The organism is Streptomyces sp. NPDC029164 (assembly GCF_055563995.1).
This window is the reverse complement of the sequence record NZ_JBVHWW010000025.1, coordinates 61179-75069: the sequence shown is the minus strand read 5'-3', so window position 1 is coordinate 75069 and position 13891 is coordinate 61179. Positions and strand designations below refer to the sequence as shown.

16 protein-coding genes are annotated in these 13891 nt (G+C 70.4%); 5 read left to right on the top strand and 11 right to left on the bottom strand.

Annotated features, from left to right (window positions below; genetic code table 11):
• Positions 1–16: 16 nt before the first annotated feature.
• Both ACZ4VT_RS23845 and ACZ4VT_RS23840 read right to left on the bottom strand, forming a co-directional pair.
• Positions 17–568: a TetR/AcrR family transcriptional regulator gene (locus ACZ4VT_RS23845; RefSeq protein ID WP_467952477.1), complete on the bottom strand. Its 552-nt coding sequence runs from the start codon at positions 566–568 to the stop codon at positions 17–19.
• A complete protein-coding gene (locus tag ACZ4VT_RS23840; protein WP_030659925.1) occupies positions 568–888 on the bottom strand; it encodes a DMT family transporter in 321 nt (106 codons plus the stop codon). Before ACZ4VT_RS23840 ends, ACZ4VT_RS23845 begins: the two co-directional genes overlap by 1 nt.
• 374 nt (positions 889–1262) lie before the next feature.
• Here ACZ4VT_RS23840 and ACZ4VT_RS23835 point away from each other — a divergent pair, with 374 nt between their 5' ends.
• Positions 1263–1469 (top strand): hypothetical protein, encoded by a 207-nt coding sequence (locus ACZ4VT_RS23835; protein ID WP_467952476.1) that lies wholly within the window; start codon positions 1263–1265, stop codon positions 1467–1469.
• On the opposite strand, the gene ACZ4VT_RS23830 is transcribed toward ACZ4VT_RS23835, so the two are convergent.
• From ACZ4VT_RS23830 to ACZ4VT_RS23790, 9 genes are all read right to left on the bottom strand, one after another.
• Positions 1453–2784 (bottom strand): hypothetical protein, encoded by a 1332-nt coding sequence (locus ACZ4VT_RS23830; RefSeq protein ID WP_467952570.1) that lies wholly within the window; start codon positions 2782–2784, stop codon positions 1453–1455. The two genes, ACZ4VT_RS23835 and ACZ4VT_RS23830, sit on opposite strands and share 17 nt — an antisense overlap.
• A gap of 241 nt (positions 2785–3025) precedes the next feature.
• Positions 3026–3370, bottom strand: a complete 345-nt coding sequence (locus ACZ4VT_RS23825) for a metal-sulfur cluster assembly factor (RefSeq protein ID WP_030388904.1) — start codon at positions 3368–3370, stop codon at positions 3026–3028.
• Positions 3367–3828 carry a Fe-S cluster assembly sulfur transfer protein SufU gene (sufU, locus tag ACZ4VT_RS23820; protein ID WP_351291359.1) on the bottom strand — a complete coding sequence of 154 codons (462 nt, stop codon included), beginning with the start codon at positions 3826–3828 and terminating at the stop codon, positions 3367–3369. The genes ACZ4VT_RS23825 and sufU overlap by 4 nt, the downstream gene beginning before the upstream one ends.
• A gap of 36 nt (positions 3829–3864) precedes the next feature.
• Entirely contained in the window at positions 3865–5121 is a 1257-nt protein-coding gene (locus tag ACZ4VT_RS23815; RefSeq protein WP_362050109.1) for a cysteine desulfurase, read from the bottom strand.
• Positions 5118–5882: a Fe-S cluster assembly ATPase SufC gene (gene sufC, locus ACZ4VT_RS23810; RefSeq protein WP_467952474.1), complete on the bottom strand. Its 765-nt coding sequence runs from the start codon at positions 5880–5882 to the stop codon at positions 5118–5120. The genes ACZ4VT_RS23815 and sufC overlap by 4 nt, the downstream gene beginning before the upstream one ends.
• Positions 5883–5889: 7 nt before the next feature.
• Complete coding sequence (locus tag ACZ4VT_RS23805) at positions 5890–6207, bottom strand: bifunctional 3-phenylpropionate/cinnamic acid dioxygenase ferredoxin subunit (protein WP_319723179.1); 318 nt, start codon at positions 6205–6207, stop codon at positions 5890–5892.
• Positions 6207–7385 carry a Fe-S cluster assembly protein SufD gene (gene sufD / locus ACZ4VT_RS23800; RefSeq protein ID WP_467952472.1) on the bottom strand — a complete coding sequence of 393 codons (1179 nt, stop codon included), beginning with the start codon at positions 7383–7385 and terminating at the stop codon, positions 6207–6209. The genes ACZ4VT_RS23805 and sufD overlap by 1 nt, the downstream gene beginning before the upstream one ends.
• A gap of 60 nt (positions 7386–7445) precedes the next feature.
• A complete protein-coding gene (gene sufB, locus ACZ4VT_RS23795) occupies positions 7446–8861 on the bottom strand; it encodes a Fe-S cluster assembly protein SufB (RefSeq protein WP_030707002.1) in 1416 nt (471 codons plus the stop codon).
• Positions 8858–9619 carry a helix-turn-helix transcriptional regulator gene (locus tag ACZ4VT_RS23790; RefSeq protein WP_467952470.1) on the bottom strand — a complete coding sequence of 254 codons (762 nt, stop codon included), beginning with the start codon at positions 9617–9619 and terminating at the stop codon, positions 8858–8860. Before ACZ4VT_RS23790 ends, sufB begins: the two co-directional genes overlap by 4 nt.
• A gap of 368 nt (positions 9620–9987) precedes the next feature.
• On the opposite strand from ACZ4VT_RS23790, the gene ACZ4VT_RS23785 reads away from it, so the two are divergent.
• From ACZ4VT_RS23785 to ACZ4VT_RS23770, 4 genes are all read left to right on the top strand, one after another.
• Positions 9988–10914 (top strand): ABC transporter ATP-binding protein, encoded by a 927-nt coding sequence (locus ACZ4VT_RS23785; RefSeq protein ID WP_467952468.1) that lies wholly within the window; start codon positions 9988–9990, stop codon positions 10912–10914.
• Positions 10911–11693, top strand: coding sequence for an ABC transporter permease (locus tag ACZ4VT_RS23780; protein WP_467952467.1), 783 nt, complete (start codon positions 10911–10913; stop codon positions 11691–11693). The genes ACZ4VT_RS23785 and ACZ4VT_RS23780 overlap by 4 nt, the downstream gene beginning before the upstream one ends.
• A gap of 68 nt (positions 11694–11761) precedes the next feature.
• A complete protein-coding gene (locus ACZ4VT_RS23775; RefSeq protein ID WP_467952465.1) occupies positions 11762–12895 on the top strand; it encodes a hypothetical protein in 1134 nt (377 codons plus the stop codon).
• 4 nt (positions 12896–12899) lie between these two features.
• Positions 12900–13889: a COX15/CtaA family protein gene (locus ACZ4VT_RS23770; protein ID WP_467952463.1), complete on the top strand. Its 990-nt coding sequence runs from the start codon at positions 12900–12902 to the stop codon at positions 13887–13889.
• Positions 13890–13891: the final 2 nt, after the last annotated feature.

The window sequence follows — 13891 nt, the reverse complement described above, 5'->3', positions numbered from 1 at the left end:
ATCCGAAAGAGTCGGATCACGCCCCGCGGAGCACCCGCCCCAGGACCTCGCGGGCGTACGGCTCGTCGTACGGGGCGTCCGTCAGCAGGACCTGGAGGCCGATGCCGTCCATGACGGCCACCAGCGCCCGCGCCGTCACCGGATCCGTCCGCGCGGCGAGCGCGGCGGACATGGACGCGCACCACTCCGACGCCACCGGCCGCAGCGCCGGGCGGCGCAGGGCCCCGAGGTAGAGCTCGTACTCCAGCTCGACCCGGCTCCGGTCCGCCGCCAGGAACTCCCCCAGCAGCCGGGCCAGGGCCCAGGCGAGGTCCGCGTCCGGGTCGGCCAGCGCCGCCGAGCGCGCCAGCGCCCGCGCGAAGCCCTCGTTGGCCTGGCGCAGCGCGGCGACCAGCAGGTCGTCCAGGGTCTTGAAGTGGTACGTCGTCGACCCGAGCGGTACGTCGGCCTCCGCGGCCGCGCTGCGGTGGCTCAGCCCCGCGATGCCCTTGGCGCCCACCACCCGGATCGCCGCGTCGATGATCCGCTGCCGCCGGTCCGGGTCGTAGCGCCGCACGCCGGGGGACATCAGTGCGCACCGCCGAGGTTCAGCAGGACCACCCCGCCGATCACCAGGGCGATCCCGGCGATCTTCGCGGCGGTGGCCGCCTCCCCCATGAACACCATGCCGATGGCGGCGATGGCGGCGGTGCCGACGCCCGCCCATATCGCGTAGGCCGTACCGACCGACATCGACTTGAGCGTCTGCGCGAGCAGGGTGAAGGCGATGACGTACCCCAGCAGGGTGCCCAGCGAGGGCCACAGCTTGGTGAAACCGTCGCTGTACTTCATGGCGGTGGTTCCGGCGACCTCGGCGGCGATGGCCGCGGCAAGCAGTACGTAGGGCATGTGTACAACGGTACACATCGATGCGTACACCTGTACATACCAGCGGCCGCGCACGACCCGGGACTCCTGCGGCCCGCGGCGCTACCCTGTCCGCCTCCTCGGGAGACGAAGGCTGCTCGGTGCCCTGGTCCTCGGCCGGCTCGGCGGGCTGCTGCTGGTCGCCGCGGTCGCCGGGGCGGCCACCCTCGCCTGCCTCACCCGTAGCACCGGCAGCCGGGCCTTCGTCTACGGCCTCGTCCCGGCCTTCGCCCCGTTCCTGCTGTTCGGCTGGGCCCTGTCCGGCGCCCTGGCCGCGGCCCTGCTCCGGCCTGCCGTGCTCGGGCGCCGCGTCGCCGCGCGAGCTGCTGCGCGGCGCCTGGTGGCGGACCCTGTGCGTGACCGCTCCGGGGGGCGCGTGCGCGCTGGGGGCCGCGTACGCCCTCCGCTACTGGTTCGGCGCCCTCGGCGTGCTGCTCGCGCCGGCCCTGCTGCCGGCCTTCCCCCAGCTGACCGCCGGGCTGCTCTACGCCGACCGGCGGCTCCGCCGTGAGCACCTCTCCGGGTCCTTCACGGCGGAGCCCCTGATCACGGGTTCAGCGTGAACCAGGCCGCCCGCGCCTTCTTCCACTCGGCGTGGGTGAGGTCCTTGGCCGCGGTGCCGTCGCCGTAGAGGTCGGCGGACCCGCCGTCGGTGACCAGCTGCACGCGGGCGCCCGCGGCCGTCAGGTCCGGGACGTCCACGATGGCCTCCCAGCCGCCGGGGTCGGTGGTCGGCAGGTCGGCCCGCTTGACCGGGGCGTGCCCGGCGACGCCGTCCCACTGGAAGAGCGCGTACGGGTCGGAGTTGTCGTCCGCGGCCCAGGAGCCGGCCAGGATCAGGTACTGCCCGGCCGCGTTCTTGCGGAGGTCCCGGACGGCCAGCCCGCCGAGGTCGAGCTCGATGCCCGCCCCGAAGACGGCCTTGGACCCGTTCGCCAGGACCTTGTCGAAGTTGGTGACGGGCACGATCAGTGCCTTGCCGCCCGGCACGGCCGGCGCCAGCGGGGCCCGGAAGCCCAGGTAGGCGGTGGTCGTGGAGCCGGGCGCGAACTCCAGCCCCTCCACGTTGAAGCCGTCGATCTGCTTGGGCGCCTCGCCTGCCGCGGTGCCCGCCGCGAAGCCGTAACGGTCGCCGTTCGCCGTGTCCCAGGCGACCAGGTCGTCACGGAGCTTCTTGTACGAGCGCCCGTACGCCAGCTGCGTGCCCGTGCCGGACCCGCTCACCGTGGTGGTGAACACCGTGTTCCGGGGCGCCTTGTACTCGCCGTCCTTGTTGTTGCCGAGCGAGCCCGTCCAGTAGATGGTGTCGCCGATCCGGGTCGCCCCCTCGATGTCCACCTCCTTGCCGACCCCGAGCTGCGAGCTGAAGTCCCACGTCTTCACGGGTGCGCCCGAACGGGACCTGTCGTACAGGCGCAGCACGTTGGACTCGTCGTCCGCCACCACCGCGTACCCGCCGCCCACGTCCACGGCGGCCGAGGCGTCCGCGGAGCCGGTGAAGTAGCGCGCGTCGGCCGGGTTCTGCACGGCGGCCGAGGCTGCGTAGGAGAGGGTCTTGGTGGCGGTCTTGCCGCCCAGCCCGGTCACCTTGACGGTGAGGTTGGTGTAGCCGCGGCCGCGCGCGGCGACGGCCAGCTGCCGCACCGCGCCGGCGCCGGTGACGGTGACGTCGCCGGTCCCGGCGACCGAGGCCCGGCTCGACGCCGAGGCGCTGACCGTCAGGGCCGAGGCATTGGCCCCGCTCTGGCCGACGGTGACGTTCACGACCGGGTCCCCGGCGGCCCCGACGGCCCCGGACAGGTAGGACGCGGACAGGGCGATCGTCGGCGTCCCGTACGTCACGGCCTGTGCGGGCGCGGTCAGCCCGACGATCAGCAGGGCGGCGGCGCCGGCTGTCCCGGCGGCGAAACGAACGGTCACAGAGGGTCCTCTCGTATGCGGCGCCACATCGTGACGGCCGTCGAGAAGGTTCGGCGACGGTGGACAACTCCGGGTGCACGCCGTCCGTCCACCCGGAGAACAGCCTCCGGGATCAAGAGGACAACCGCGGGACGTACCCGGAAAGCAGAGAGGGCCCCCGGCACGACCGTGCCGGGGGCCCTCATCCACAGGCGGTGATTCAGACGTTGAAACCGAGCGCGCGGAGCTGCTCACGACCGTCGTCCGTGATCTTGTCCGGGCCCCACGGCGGCATCCAGACCCAGTTGATCCGCAGTTCGTTGACGATGCCGTCCGTCGCCGACTTCGCCTGGTCCTCGATGACGTCCGTCAGCGGGCAGGCCGCCGAGGTCAGCGTCATGTCGAGGGTGGCGATGTTGGCGTCGTCGATGTGGATGCCGTAGATCAGGCCCAGATTGACGACGTCGATGCCCAGCTCGGGGTCGACCACGTCGTAGAGGGCCTCGCGGACCTCTTCCTCGGTGGCCGGCTTGATCGACGCCTCGGGCGTCGCGTTCTCGGTCATGCCGTCTTCCTCTCCGCGTCGCCCAGAGCCTGGGCGGTCGCGTCCTTCCACGCCATCCAACTCAGCAGAGCACACTTCACGCGAGCCGGGTACTTGGAGACCCCGACGAACGCGACCGCGTCCTCCAGCACGTCCTCCATGGCCTCGTCCGGCTCGATCTTGCCCTTGGACTGCATCATCTCCAGGAACACGGCCTGGATCTTCTGCGCCTCGGCCAGGTCCTTGCCGACCAGCAGCTCATTGAGTACGGACGCGCTGGCCTGGCTGATGGAGCAGCCCTGGCCCTCGTACGAGACGTCGGTGAGCGTCTCGCCGTCGTACTTCACGCGCAGCGTGATCTCGTCGCCGCACGTCGGGTTGACGTGGTGCACCTCGGCGTCACCGTCGCGCAGGCCACGCCCGTGCGGGTGCTTGTAGTGGTCCAGGATCAGTTCCTGGTACATCGAATCCAGCTTCACAGCGTCCTCGTCAGCCTCATCGTCGTCGACTCGTCGTCACCCGAAGAAGTTCCGTACGTGCTCCAGCCCGTCGACCAGTGCGTCGACCTCGGCCGGAGAGGAGTACAGATAGAAAGACGCTCGCGTCGTCGCCGGAATTCCGTAGCGCAGGCAGACGGGGCGCGCGCAGTGGTGTCCCACGCGGACCGCGATGCCCTGCTCGTCCAGCACCTGGCCGACGTCGTGCGGGTGGATGTCGCCGAGGACGAAGGAGATCGCGGCGCCGCGGTCCTCGGCCGTGGTGGGGCCGATGATCCGCAGGTCAGGCACCTCGGCGAGGCGCTTGATCGCGTACTCGGTGATCGCGTGCTCGTGTGCGGCGATCTTGTCCATGCCGATCGCGGTCAGGTAGTCCACGGCCGCGCCGAGGCCGACGGCCTGGGCGATCGGGGGCGTACCGGCCTCGAACTTGTGGGGCGCCGGGGCATAGGTCGAGGCGTGCATCGACACGGTCTCGATCATCTCGCCGCCGCCGAGGAACGGGGGCAGGTCCTCCAGGAGCTCCTGGCGGCCCCAGAGGACGCCGATGCCGGTCGGGCCGCACATCTTGTGACCGGTGAAGGCCACGAAGTCGGCGCCGAGCGCCTGCACGTCCAGCGGCATGTGCGGAGCGGCCTGCGAGGCGTCGATCAGCACCAGGGCGCCGACGTCCTGGGCGCGCCGGACGATCGCCTCGACCGGGTTGACCGTGCCCATGATGTTGGAGACCAGCGTGAAGGAGACGATCTTCGTCTTCTCCGTGATGACCTCTTCGATGTTGGACAGGTCGAGCCGGCCGTCGTCGGTGAGGCCGAACCACTTCAGCTTCGCGCCGGTGCGCTGCGAGAGCAGCTGCCACGGCACGATGTTGGAGTGGTGCTCCATCTCCGTGATGGCGATCTCGGTCTCGCGGTCGACCCGGTAGGGCTCGTCCGCCCAGCCGAGCATGTTCGCGACCAGGTTGAGCGACTCCGAGGCGTTCTTCGTGAAGATCACCTCGTCGCGGCTCGGCGCGTTGATGAAGGCGGCGACCTTGTCGCGAGCGCCCTCGTACAGCGCCGTGGCCTCCTCGGCGAGCACGTGCACGCCACGGTGGACGTTGGCGTTGTGCTGCTCGTAGTACTCGTTCAGCGCGTCGAGCACCTGGCGCGGCTTCTGCGAAGTCGCCGCGTTGTCCAGGTAAACGATCTTCTTCCCGTCGTGGACCACGCGATCCAGCAGGGGGAAGTCCTTGCGGATCGCCTCGATGTCGAGGAGGCCAGGCAGCTGTGTCACGCGGTCGCGCCACCCTTCACATACTTGTCGTAACCCTCGGCCTCCAGCTGGTCGGCGAGCTCGGCGCCACCGGACTCGGCGATACGGCCGTTCGCGAACACGTGCACGAAGTCGGGCTTGATGTAGCGCAGGATGCGCGTGTAGTGGGTGATCAGCAGCGTGCCGACGTCACCGGTCTCGCGGACGCGGTTGACGCCCTCCGAGACGATGCGCAGCGCGTCGACGTCGAGGCCGGAGTCGGTCTCGTCGAGGATCGCGATCTTCGGCTTGAGAAGCTCCAGCTGCAGGATCTCGTGGCGCTTCTTCTCACCGCCGGAGAAGCCCTCGTTGACGTTGCGGTCGGCGAAGGCCGGGTCCATGTGGAGCTGCTCCATCGCGGCCCTGACCTCCTTCACCCAGGTACGCAGCTTCGGCGCCTCGCCGCGGATGGCGGTGGCCGAGGTGCGCAGGAAGTTGGAGACCGAGACGCCGGGGACCTCGACCGGGTACTGCATGGCGAGGAAGACGCCGGCGCGGGCACGCTCGTCGACGGACATCTCCAGGACGTCCTCGCCGTCGAGGGTCACGGTGCCACCGGTGATGGTGTACTTCGGGTGACCGGCGAGCGAGTACGCCAGGGTGGACTTGCCGGAGCCGTTCGGACCCATGATGGCGTGCGTCTCACCCTGCTTGACGGTGAGGTCGACGCCCTTGAGGATCTCGCGGGCGCCGTTCTCGGCCTCGACGGAGACGTGCAGGTCGTGGATTTCAAGCGTTGCCATGGATACCTCAGGACTCCTGGGTGAGGGAGACGAGCACGTCGTCCCCTTCGATCTTTACGGGGTATACGGGTACGGGGCGCGTCGCGGGCAGACCGGAGGGCTTGCCGGTGCGCAGGTCGAAGGCCGACCCGTGCAGCCAGCACTCGATCATGCAGTCCTCGACCTCGCCCTCCGAGAGGGAGACGTTCGCGTGCGAGCAGATGTCGTTGATCGCGAACACCTCCCCGTCGGTGGAGACGATGGACACCGGCGTGCCGTCGAGTTCCACCCTCTTCGGGGTGTTCTCCTCCAGCTCGCTCAGCGTGCAGGCCTTGACGTAATTCATCAGACGGAACCCTGGAGCTCGGTCTCGATCTTGGCGAGCAGGCGCTCCTCGATGTCCGGGACGCCGATCTGCTGGACGAGCTCGGCGAAGAAGCCGCGGACGACCAGGCGGCGGGCCTCGTCGGCCGGGATGCCGCGGGCCTGCAGGTAGAAGAGCTGCTCGTCGTCGAAGCGGCCGGTCGCCGAGGCGTGGCCGGCGCCGACGATCTCGCCGGTCTCGATCTCCAGGTTCGGCACCGAGTCGACGCGCGCGCCGTCCGTGAGGACGAGGTTGCGGTTCATCTCGTAGGTGTCGGTGCCCTCGGCGGTCTTCTCGATGAGCACGTCACCGATCCACACCGCGTGGGCGTCCTGACCCTGGAGCGCGCCCTTGTAGACCACGTTCGACTTGCAGTGCGGCGCGGCGTGGTTGACCAGGAGGCGGTGCTCCTGGTGCTGGCCGGCGTCCGTGAAGTACAGGCCGAAGAGCTCGGCCTCGCCGCCGGGGCCGGCGTAGGTGATGCGCGGGTGGATGCGCACGACGTCGCCGCCGAAGGTGACCACGATCGACTTGAAGGTCGCGTCGCGGCCGACCAGCGTGTTGTGCTGCGAGCAGTGGACGGCGGTGTCGTCCCAGTCCTGCACGGAGACGACGGTGAGCTTGGCGCCGTCGCCGACCAGGAAGTCGACGTTGGCGGCGCGCACGGCGTCACCGGTGTGGTCGATGACGATGACGGCCTCGGCGAAGGCCTGCACGTCGAAGACGGTGTGCCCGAAGGTGGTGCCGCCCTCGCCGTGCAGCGTGAGGCGCACCGGCTCGGTCAGGACGGCCTCCTTGGGCACGGTGACGACCGTGGCCTTGGCGAAGGACGAGAACGCCTGGGCGGCGATCCGGTCCACCGGGGTGCCGGCCTTGCCGATGCGCGCGTCGCCCCGCTCCACCGACTCGATCGTGACGCCCTCGGGCGCGTCGATCTGGGCCTTGATGGCGCCGTCGGCGACCGCGGTGCCGTCGTGGAGACCACGCAGGCGGGCCAGCGGAGTGAAGCGCCACTCCTCCTCGCGGCCGTGGGGCACGGGGAAGTCCGCCACGTCGAAGGACGGGGGGGCACTCATCCGGGTGGCGACGGTGGACTCGGCGGCCACCGCGATCGCGCCGGCGGTGGTCGAACCCGCCGGAATGTTCTGAGCCTCAGCCATGGCTGTCTTCGTGCTCTCTTCCTACGTCAAAGAATGTCTGCGGGACTCGGGCGGTCGGGACTAACCGACCGAACCCTCCATCTGCAGCTCGATCAGCCGGTTCAGCTCGAGGGCGTACTCCATGGGCAGCTCGCGCGCGATGGGCTCGACGAAGCCGCGCACGATCATGGCCATCGCCTCGAACTCCGTCATGCCGCGGCTCATCAGGTAGAAGAGCTGGTCGTCGGAGACCTTGGAGACGGTGGCCTCGTGGCCCATGGAGACGTCGTCCTCGCGGACGTCCACGTACGGGTACGTGTCCGAGCGGGAGATGGTGTCGACGAGGAGCGCGTCGCACAGCACGTTGGACTTCGAGCCGTGGGCACCCTCGCCGATCTCGACCAGGCCGCGGTACGAGGTGCGGCCGCCGCCTCGCGCCACCGACTTGGAGACGATGTTCGAGGAGGTGTTCGGCGCCATGTGGACCATCTTGGAGCCGGCGTCCTGGTGCTGGCCCTCGCCCGCGAAGGCGATGGAGAGGGTCTCGCCCTTGGCGTGCTCGCCCATCAGGTAGACGGCCGGGTACTTCATGGTGACCTTGGAACCGATGTTGCCGTCGATCCACTCCATGGTCGCGCCCTCGTACGCCACGGCGCGCTTGGTGACCAGGTTGTAGACGTTGTTCGACCAGTTCTGGATCGTCGTGTAGCGGCAGCGGCCGCCCTTCTTGACGATGATCTCGACGACGGCGCTGTGCAGCGAGTCCGAGGAGTAGATCGGGGCGGTGCAGCCCTCGACGTAGTGGACGTAGGCGTCCTCGTCGACGATGATCAGCGTCCGCTCGAACTGGCCCATGTTCTCCGTGTTGATACGGAAGTAGGCCTGGAGCGGGATGTCGACCTTGACGCCCTTGGGGACGTAGATGAACGACCCGCCGGACCACACGGCGGTGTTCAGCGACGCGAACTTGTTGTCGCCGACCGGGATGACCGTGCCGAAGTACTCCTGGAAGAGCTCCGGGTGCTCCTTGAGCGCGGTGTCCGTGTCGAGGAAGATGACGCCCTGCTCCTCCAGGTCCTCACGGATCTGGTGGTAGACGACCTCGGACTCGTACTGGGCGGCGACGCCGGCGACGAGGCGCTGCTTCTCCGCCTCCGGGATGCCGAGCTTGTCGTACGTGTTCTTGATGTCCTCGGGCAGGTCCTCCCAGGAAGCGGCCTGCTTCTCGGTGGAGCGCACGAAGTACTTGATGTTGTCGAAGTCGATGCCCGAGAGGTCGGAGCCCCAGTTCGGCATGGGCTTCTTGTCGAACAGCTTGAGACCCTTGAGGCGGAGCTTCAGCATCCACTCCGGCTCGGACTTCTTCGCCGAGATGTCGCGCACGACATCCTCGGACAGACCCCGCTTGGCAGCGGCACCGGCCGCGTCGGAGTCGGCCCAGCCGTATTCGTAGGTGCCCAGGCCATCGAGCTCAGGGTGAGCAGTCTCCGTGGTCATGCGGGGTTCCTCCCGGCCGTACTTGCAGATACTGATGTGTCGGTCTGTGTGGTGCCCGCGCTGCGCGGAATGAACGTCGTGCACACTCCGTCGCCGTGGGCGATCGTGGCGAGGCGCTGCACGTGCGTTCCCAGCAGGCGTGAGAAGACCTCGGTCTCCGCCTCGCAGAGCTGCGGGAACTGCTCGGCCACGTGGGCGACCGGGCAGTGGTGCTGGCAGAGCTGTTCACCGCTGTGCGGACCGGGAGCGCTCTTCGCCGTAGCAGCGTACCCGTCCGCGGTCAACGCCTTGGCCAGGGCCTCCGCGCGGTCCCCGGGGGCGGCCGCCTCGACGGCCTCCCGGTAGCTCCGCGCCTGCGTCTCCATCCGTGCCCTGGCGAAGGCGGCGACGGCCGCCTCACCCTGTTCGCCGCCGCCGACCGACTGCGCGATCCAGCGCATGGCGTCGGCGGCGAGGGTGTCGTAGGACTGGTCGAAGGCGTCGCGGCCGCAGTCGGTGAGCGCGAAGACCTTGGCGGGCCGACCCCGGGTGCGCGCACCGTACACACGCTGCTCACGGGGTTCGACCACGTCGTCGGTGACGAGCGTGTCGAGGTGGCGGCGGACGGCGGCCTGGGTGAGGCCGAGGCGCTGCGCGAGGTCGGCGACGGTGGACGGACCGTGGTCCAGGATCGAGCGCGCCACTCGGTTGCGGGTTGACCGCTCCCCGGTGGCGAGCTCCCCCTGGGGGGTCTCGATCTGCCGTTCGCCGTATTTCACAACGCCATTGTTGCGTAATTAGTCGAGCCCCGACAAGCCGTGACCGACGCCACTCCTGGTGGCCTCCATCACTAAGGGTTACCTTATTTATCGACGCAGAGTTATTTGGAGGTGTGCGTTCCGCGATCCTCCCGGCCTGCTCCGGTGAACCGGTAAACCGCCCCCCACCAGCACACCTCCCCCCATTGACGTTCCCCGGCACGGTGAACGCCGAGTTCCGGAAAAGATCACGGAAAGCGGCTGGGCCATCCAGGACAGCCGGACCGAAAAGAGCCGTAATTCGCTACGCCAGGTCGGGAACGAGCCGTCCTTCACCCCTCGACCCCGGGGCCCCTGCCCCCTCCCGCGGCTCCGTAGACTCACCCCTCATGAGCAACGACCCCGCCGTGGAGATCCGCGGACTGGTGAAGCGGTACGGCACCAAGACAGCGGTGGACGGCCTGGACCTCACCGTCCGTGCGGCCTCCGTCACCGCGGTCCTCGGTCCCAACGGCGCGGGCAAGACGACCACGGTGGAGACCTGCGAGGGCTATCACCGCCCCGACGCCGGAACCGTCCGCGTCCTCGGCCTCGACCCCGTCGCCCAGGCCGAGGCGCTGCGCCCGCGGATCGGCGTGATGCTCCAGTCCGGAGGCGTCTACTCCGGAGCCCGCGCGGTCGAGATGCTGCGCCACATGGCCAAGCTGTACGCCGACCCGCTCGACGTCGACACCCTGGTGGAACGCCTCGGACTCGGCGGCTGCGGCCGCACCGCCTACCGCCGGCTCTCCGGCGGCCAGCAGCAGCGCCTGGCCCTGGCCATGGCCGTCGTGGGCCGCCCCGAGCTGGTCTTCCTGGACGAGCCCACCGCCGGCCTGGACCCGCAGGCCCGCCGCGCGACCTGGGACCTCGTACGGGAGCTGCGCACCGACGGGGTCACCGTCGTCCTCACCACCCACCACATGGACGAGGCCGAGCAGCTCTCGGACGAGGTCGCCATCGTCGACGCGGGCCGGGTCATCGCCCACGGCAGTCCCGAGCAGCTCTGCCGGGGCGGCGCCGAGAACACCCTGCGCTTCACCGGCCGCCCCTCCCTCGACCTCGCCTCGCTGCTGAAGGCGCTGCCCGACGGCACCCAGGCCGCCGAGCTCGTCCCGGGCACCTACCGGGTCACCGGCGACGTCCACCCGCAGCTGCTGGCCACCGTCGCCTCCTGGTGCGCGCAGCACGGCGTGATGCCGGACAGCCTCACGGTGGAGCGGCACACCCTCGAAGACGTGTTCCTCGAACTGACCGGTAAGGAGCCGCGCGCATGAGCGCCGGCACGTTCACCCCCAACCCGGGGGCCGCGCCCGTCTCCCGCATGATCCTCGCGCAGACGGCTCTGGAGACCCGGATGCTGCTGCGCAACGGGGAGCAGCTGCTGCTGACCGTGATCATCCCGGCGCTGCTGCTGACCCTCTTCTCCGCCGTGGACATCATCACCGTGCCCGTTCAAGAGGGAGGCGGCGAGAAGTCCGTGGACTTCCTCGCCCCCGGCATCCTGGCGCTCGCCGTGATGTCCACCGCCTTCACCGGCCAGGCCATCGCCACCGGCTTCGACCGCCGGTACGGGGTCCTCAAGCGGCTCGGGGCCTCCCCGCTGCCGCGTTGGGCCCTGATGGCCGCCAAGACCCTGTCGGTGCTGGTCACCGAGGTGCTCCAGATCGCCCTGCTGACGGTGATCGCCTTCGCCCTGGGCTGGTCCCCGCACGGGAACCCGCTGTCGGTGGCCGCGCTGATCCTGCTGGGCACCGCCGCCTTCTCCGGGCTGGGGCTGCTGATGGCGGGCACGCTCAAGGCCGAGATGACCCTGGCCGCCGCCAACCTGGTGTTCCTGCTGCTGCTGGTCGGCGGCGGGGTGATCGTGCCCCTGGAGAAGTTCCCGGAGGCGGCCCAGTCCGTCCTGGGGCTGCTGCCCATCGCGGCCCTGTCCGACGGTCTGCGCGAGGTGCTCCAGCACGGGGCCGCGCTGCCGTGGGGCGACGCGGCCGTGCTCGCCGGCTGGGCCGTACTCGGTCTGGGGGCCGCCGCGCGCCTCTTCCGCTGGGAATGAAACCCTTCCCCTCGCGCCGAGAATGCCGCGAGGATGGGCGCCTCCACACATGAAGCCGGGGGGCGGACATGGTGCAGCGGGAGGCCGTACTTCGGCTGGACGAGCAGTGGGCACAGGTGCGGTCGGGGGCGGCGCACGCGGAACCGGAGGAGCGCGAGCGACTCCTCGACGAGCTGATCGGCGCCCTGCGCCCCCTCTCGGACGACCCGCAGTGCACCGCGCTGCTCGGGCTGCGGCTCGCCGACCGGGCCGCCCTGCGGTTCGCCGCGGGGGACCGCGCGGGCGCGCTGGCCACGATCGAGGAGGGGCTGCGCAGCTCCGAGCGCGCGGCCCGGTACTCCCCCGAGTTCGCCCGCTGGTACGCCCGCGGGCTGATCAACCACGGGGTGTGGCTGGCCTGGCCGCTGAGCGACGGGGCCCGGCTGCCGAAGCACCCGCTGGGTCCGGCCGCCGGCGAGGGGCCGAGCGCGATGGAGCGGGCGGCCGGCGAGCGGGCCCGTGACCTGACCCGGAGCGCGGTGGAGGTGTGGGCGGGACTGGACCAGCACGATCCGGTCAACCGGCGGGGCCTCGCCCAGGCCAAGGTGTTCCTCGGGGACCGCCTCGCCGAGCTGGGCTTCGCCGAGGACGCGGTGGCCTGGGCGGTGGACGCGGAGTCCGACTTCCGGCAGCTGCTGCTCGCGGATCCCGCCGCGGCGGAGTCGGAGGAGGCCGAGGAGGCCCTGGACCACATCGGCCGCCAGCTGGAACTGCGCCTGCGCTTCCTGGCCTTCGAGTCCCTGGTCGGCCTGCGCGCGCGGGGGCTGATGCCCGAACGGCTGCTGCCGCAGGCCGTGGTGGCCGCCCGCATCCAGGGGGTGGAGGAGTCCGAGGTCTCGGCCCGGCTGCGCCTCGACCCCGAACAGGTGGGGACGATGCTGGAGGTCACGCCCTGGCTCGCGGTGTGGCGCGTCGAGGTGCGCGGTCCTGACGGGCTGTGGACCGTACTCGAACATCCCTGGCACAGCGCCACAGAAGTAAGGAATCGGACAGCTGAGGACGTAGCGGGCGAACTGGTGCGCGGGTTCGCCGGCTCGGCGGACTACCCGGGCGACGGCGTCCCTTGGCGCCTCCTGCTCTGGTGGCACGAGGAGGGCGAGCCCGCGGGAGCGAAGTACCGCCTGATCGCCGGCCCCGACGCCGGCATGGGCACCCCCTCGTGAAACTTTGCACAAGGGGTCGCCTACGATATGTGGCGTGTTGAACCCCCTCGCCCACATCGCCAGCCGCTGGACCCCGTCACCCCGGACCGTCCAGCGGGCCGCACTCGCCGCGCTCGTCATGAGCGTGGTCATCGTCGTCACCGGCGGCGCGGTACGGCTGACCGGGTCCGGCCTCGGCTGCGACACCTGGCCCAAGTGCACCGACGACAGCCTGATCGTGACGCAGGAGCAGGGCTTCCACGGCGCCATCGAGTTCGGCAACCGCATGCTGACCTACGTGCTCAGCGCGGCCGTCGGCTGGGCGATCATCGCCGCCCGCTCGGCCAAGCCCTGGCGGCACTCCCTGACGAAGCTCGGCTGGGTGCAGTTCTTCATCGTGATGGCGAACGCCGTACTGGGCGGCATCACCGTCCTGACCGGGCTCAACCCCTACAGCGTGGCCGGGCACTTCCTGCTCGCCACCGCGCTGATCACCGTGACGACGGTCACCTGGCAGCGCACCCGCGAGGGCGACGGCTCCCCCAGGCCGCGCGTGCCCGGCCCGGTGCGCAAGCTGTCGTGGGCGCTGCTCGCGACCACCCTCGTCCTGATCGCGGCGGGCACCGTCGTGACCGGCTCCGGTCCGCACGCCGGTGACAGCAGCGAGATCCGGCGCATGCCCTTCGACTGGGACGCCACCGTCCACGTGCACGCCGTCGCCGCCTGGGTGGTGTGCGCGCTCGCCGTCGCGATGTGGCTGGTCCTGCGCGTCGTGGACGCTCCGGCCGACACCCGGGCACGCGCCCGCGACCTGCTGATCGTGCTGCTCGCCCAGGGCGGCATCGGCTACGTGCAGTACGCCACCCAGGTCCCCGAGGCCCTGGTCGCCGCCCACATGCTGGGCTCCTGCCTGGTGTGGATCGCCGTGCTCCGGGTCGCGCTGAGCCTGCGCGAGCGGCCGGCCGAGCAGGTGGAGACCCCCTCCCAGGGCGACCCGCAGCTCTCCGCCGTCTGATC

Excerpts from the sequence above, each read along its gene's own strand:
- ACZ4VT_RS23825 (WP_030388904.1), bottom strand. The coding sequence starts at position 3,370 with ATGACCGAGAACGCGACGCCCGAGGCGTCGATCAAGCCGGCCACCGAG.
- sufD (WP_467952472.1), bottom strand. The coding sequence starts at position 7,385 with ATGGCTGAGGCTCAGAACATTCCGGCGGGTTCGACCACCGCCGGCGCG.
- sufB (WP_030707002.1), bottom strand. The coding sequence starts at position 8,861 with ATGACCACGGAGACTGCTCACCCTGAGCTCGATGGCCTGGGCACCTAC.
- ACZ4VT_RS23780 (WP_467952467.1), top strand. The coding sequence starts at position 10,911 with ATGAGCGCCGGCACGTTCACCCCCAACCCGGGGGCCGCGCCCGTCTCC.
- sufC (WP_467952474.1), bottom strand. The coding sequence starts at position 5,882 with ATGGCAACGCTTGAAATCCACGACCTGCACGTCTCCGTCGAGGCCGAG.
- ACZ4VT_RS23845 (WP_467952477.1), bottom strand. The coding sequence starts at position 568 with ATGTCCCCCGGCGTGCGGCGCTACGACCCGGACCGGCGGCAGCGGATC.
- ACZ4VT_RS23805 (WP_319723179.1), bottom strand. The coding sequence starts at position 6,207 with ATGAATTACGTCAAGGCCTGCACGCTGAGCGAGCTGGAGGAGAACACC.
- ACZ4VT_RS23775 (WP_467952465.1), top strand. The coding sequence starts at position 11,762 with ATGGTGCAGCGGGAGGCCGTACTTCGGCTGGACGAGCAGTGGGCACAG.
- ACZ4VT_RS23785 (WP_467952468.1), top strand. The coding sequence starts at position 9,988 with ATGAGCAACGACCCCGCCGTGGAGATCCGCGGACTGGTGAAGCGGTAC.
- ACZ4VT_RS23840 (WP_030659925.1), bottom strand. The coding sequence starts at position 888 with ATGCCCTACGTACTGCTTGCCGCGGCCATCGCCGCCGAGGTCGCCGGA.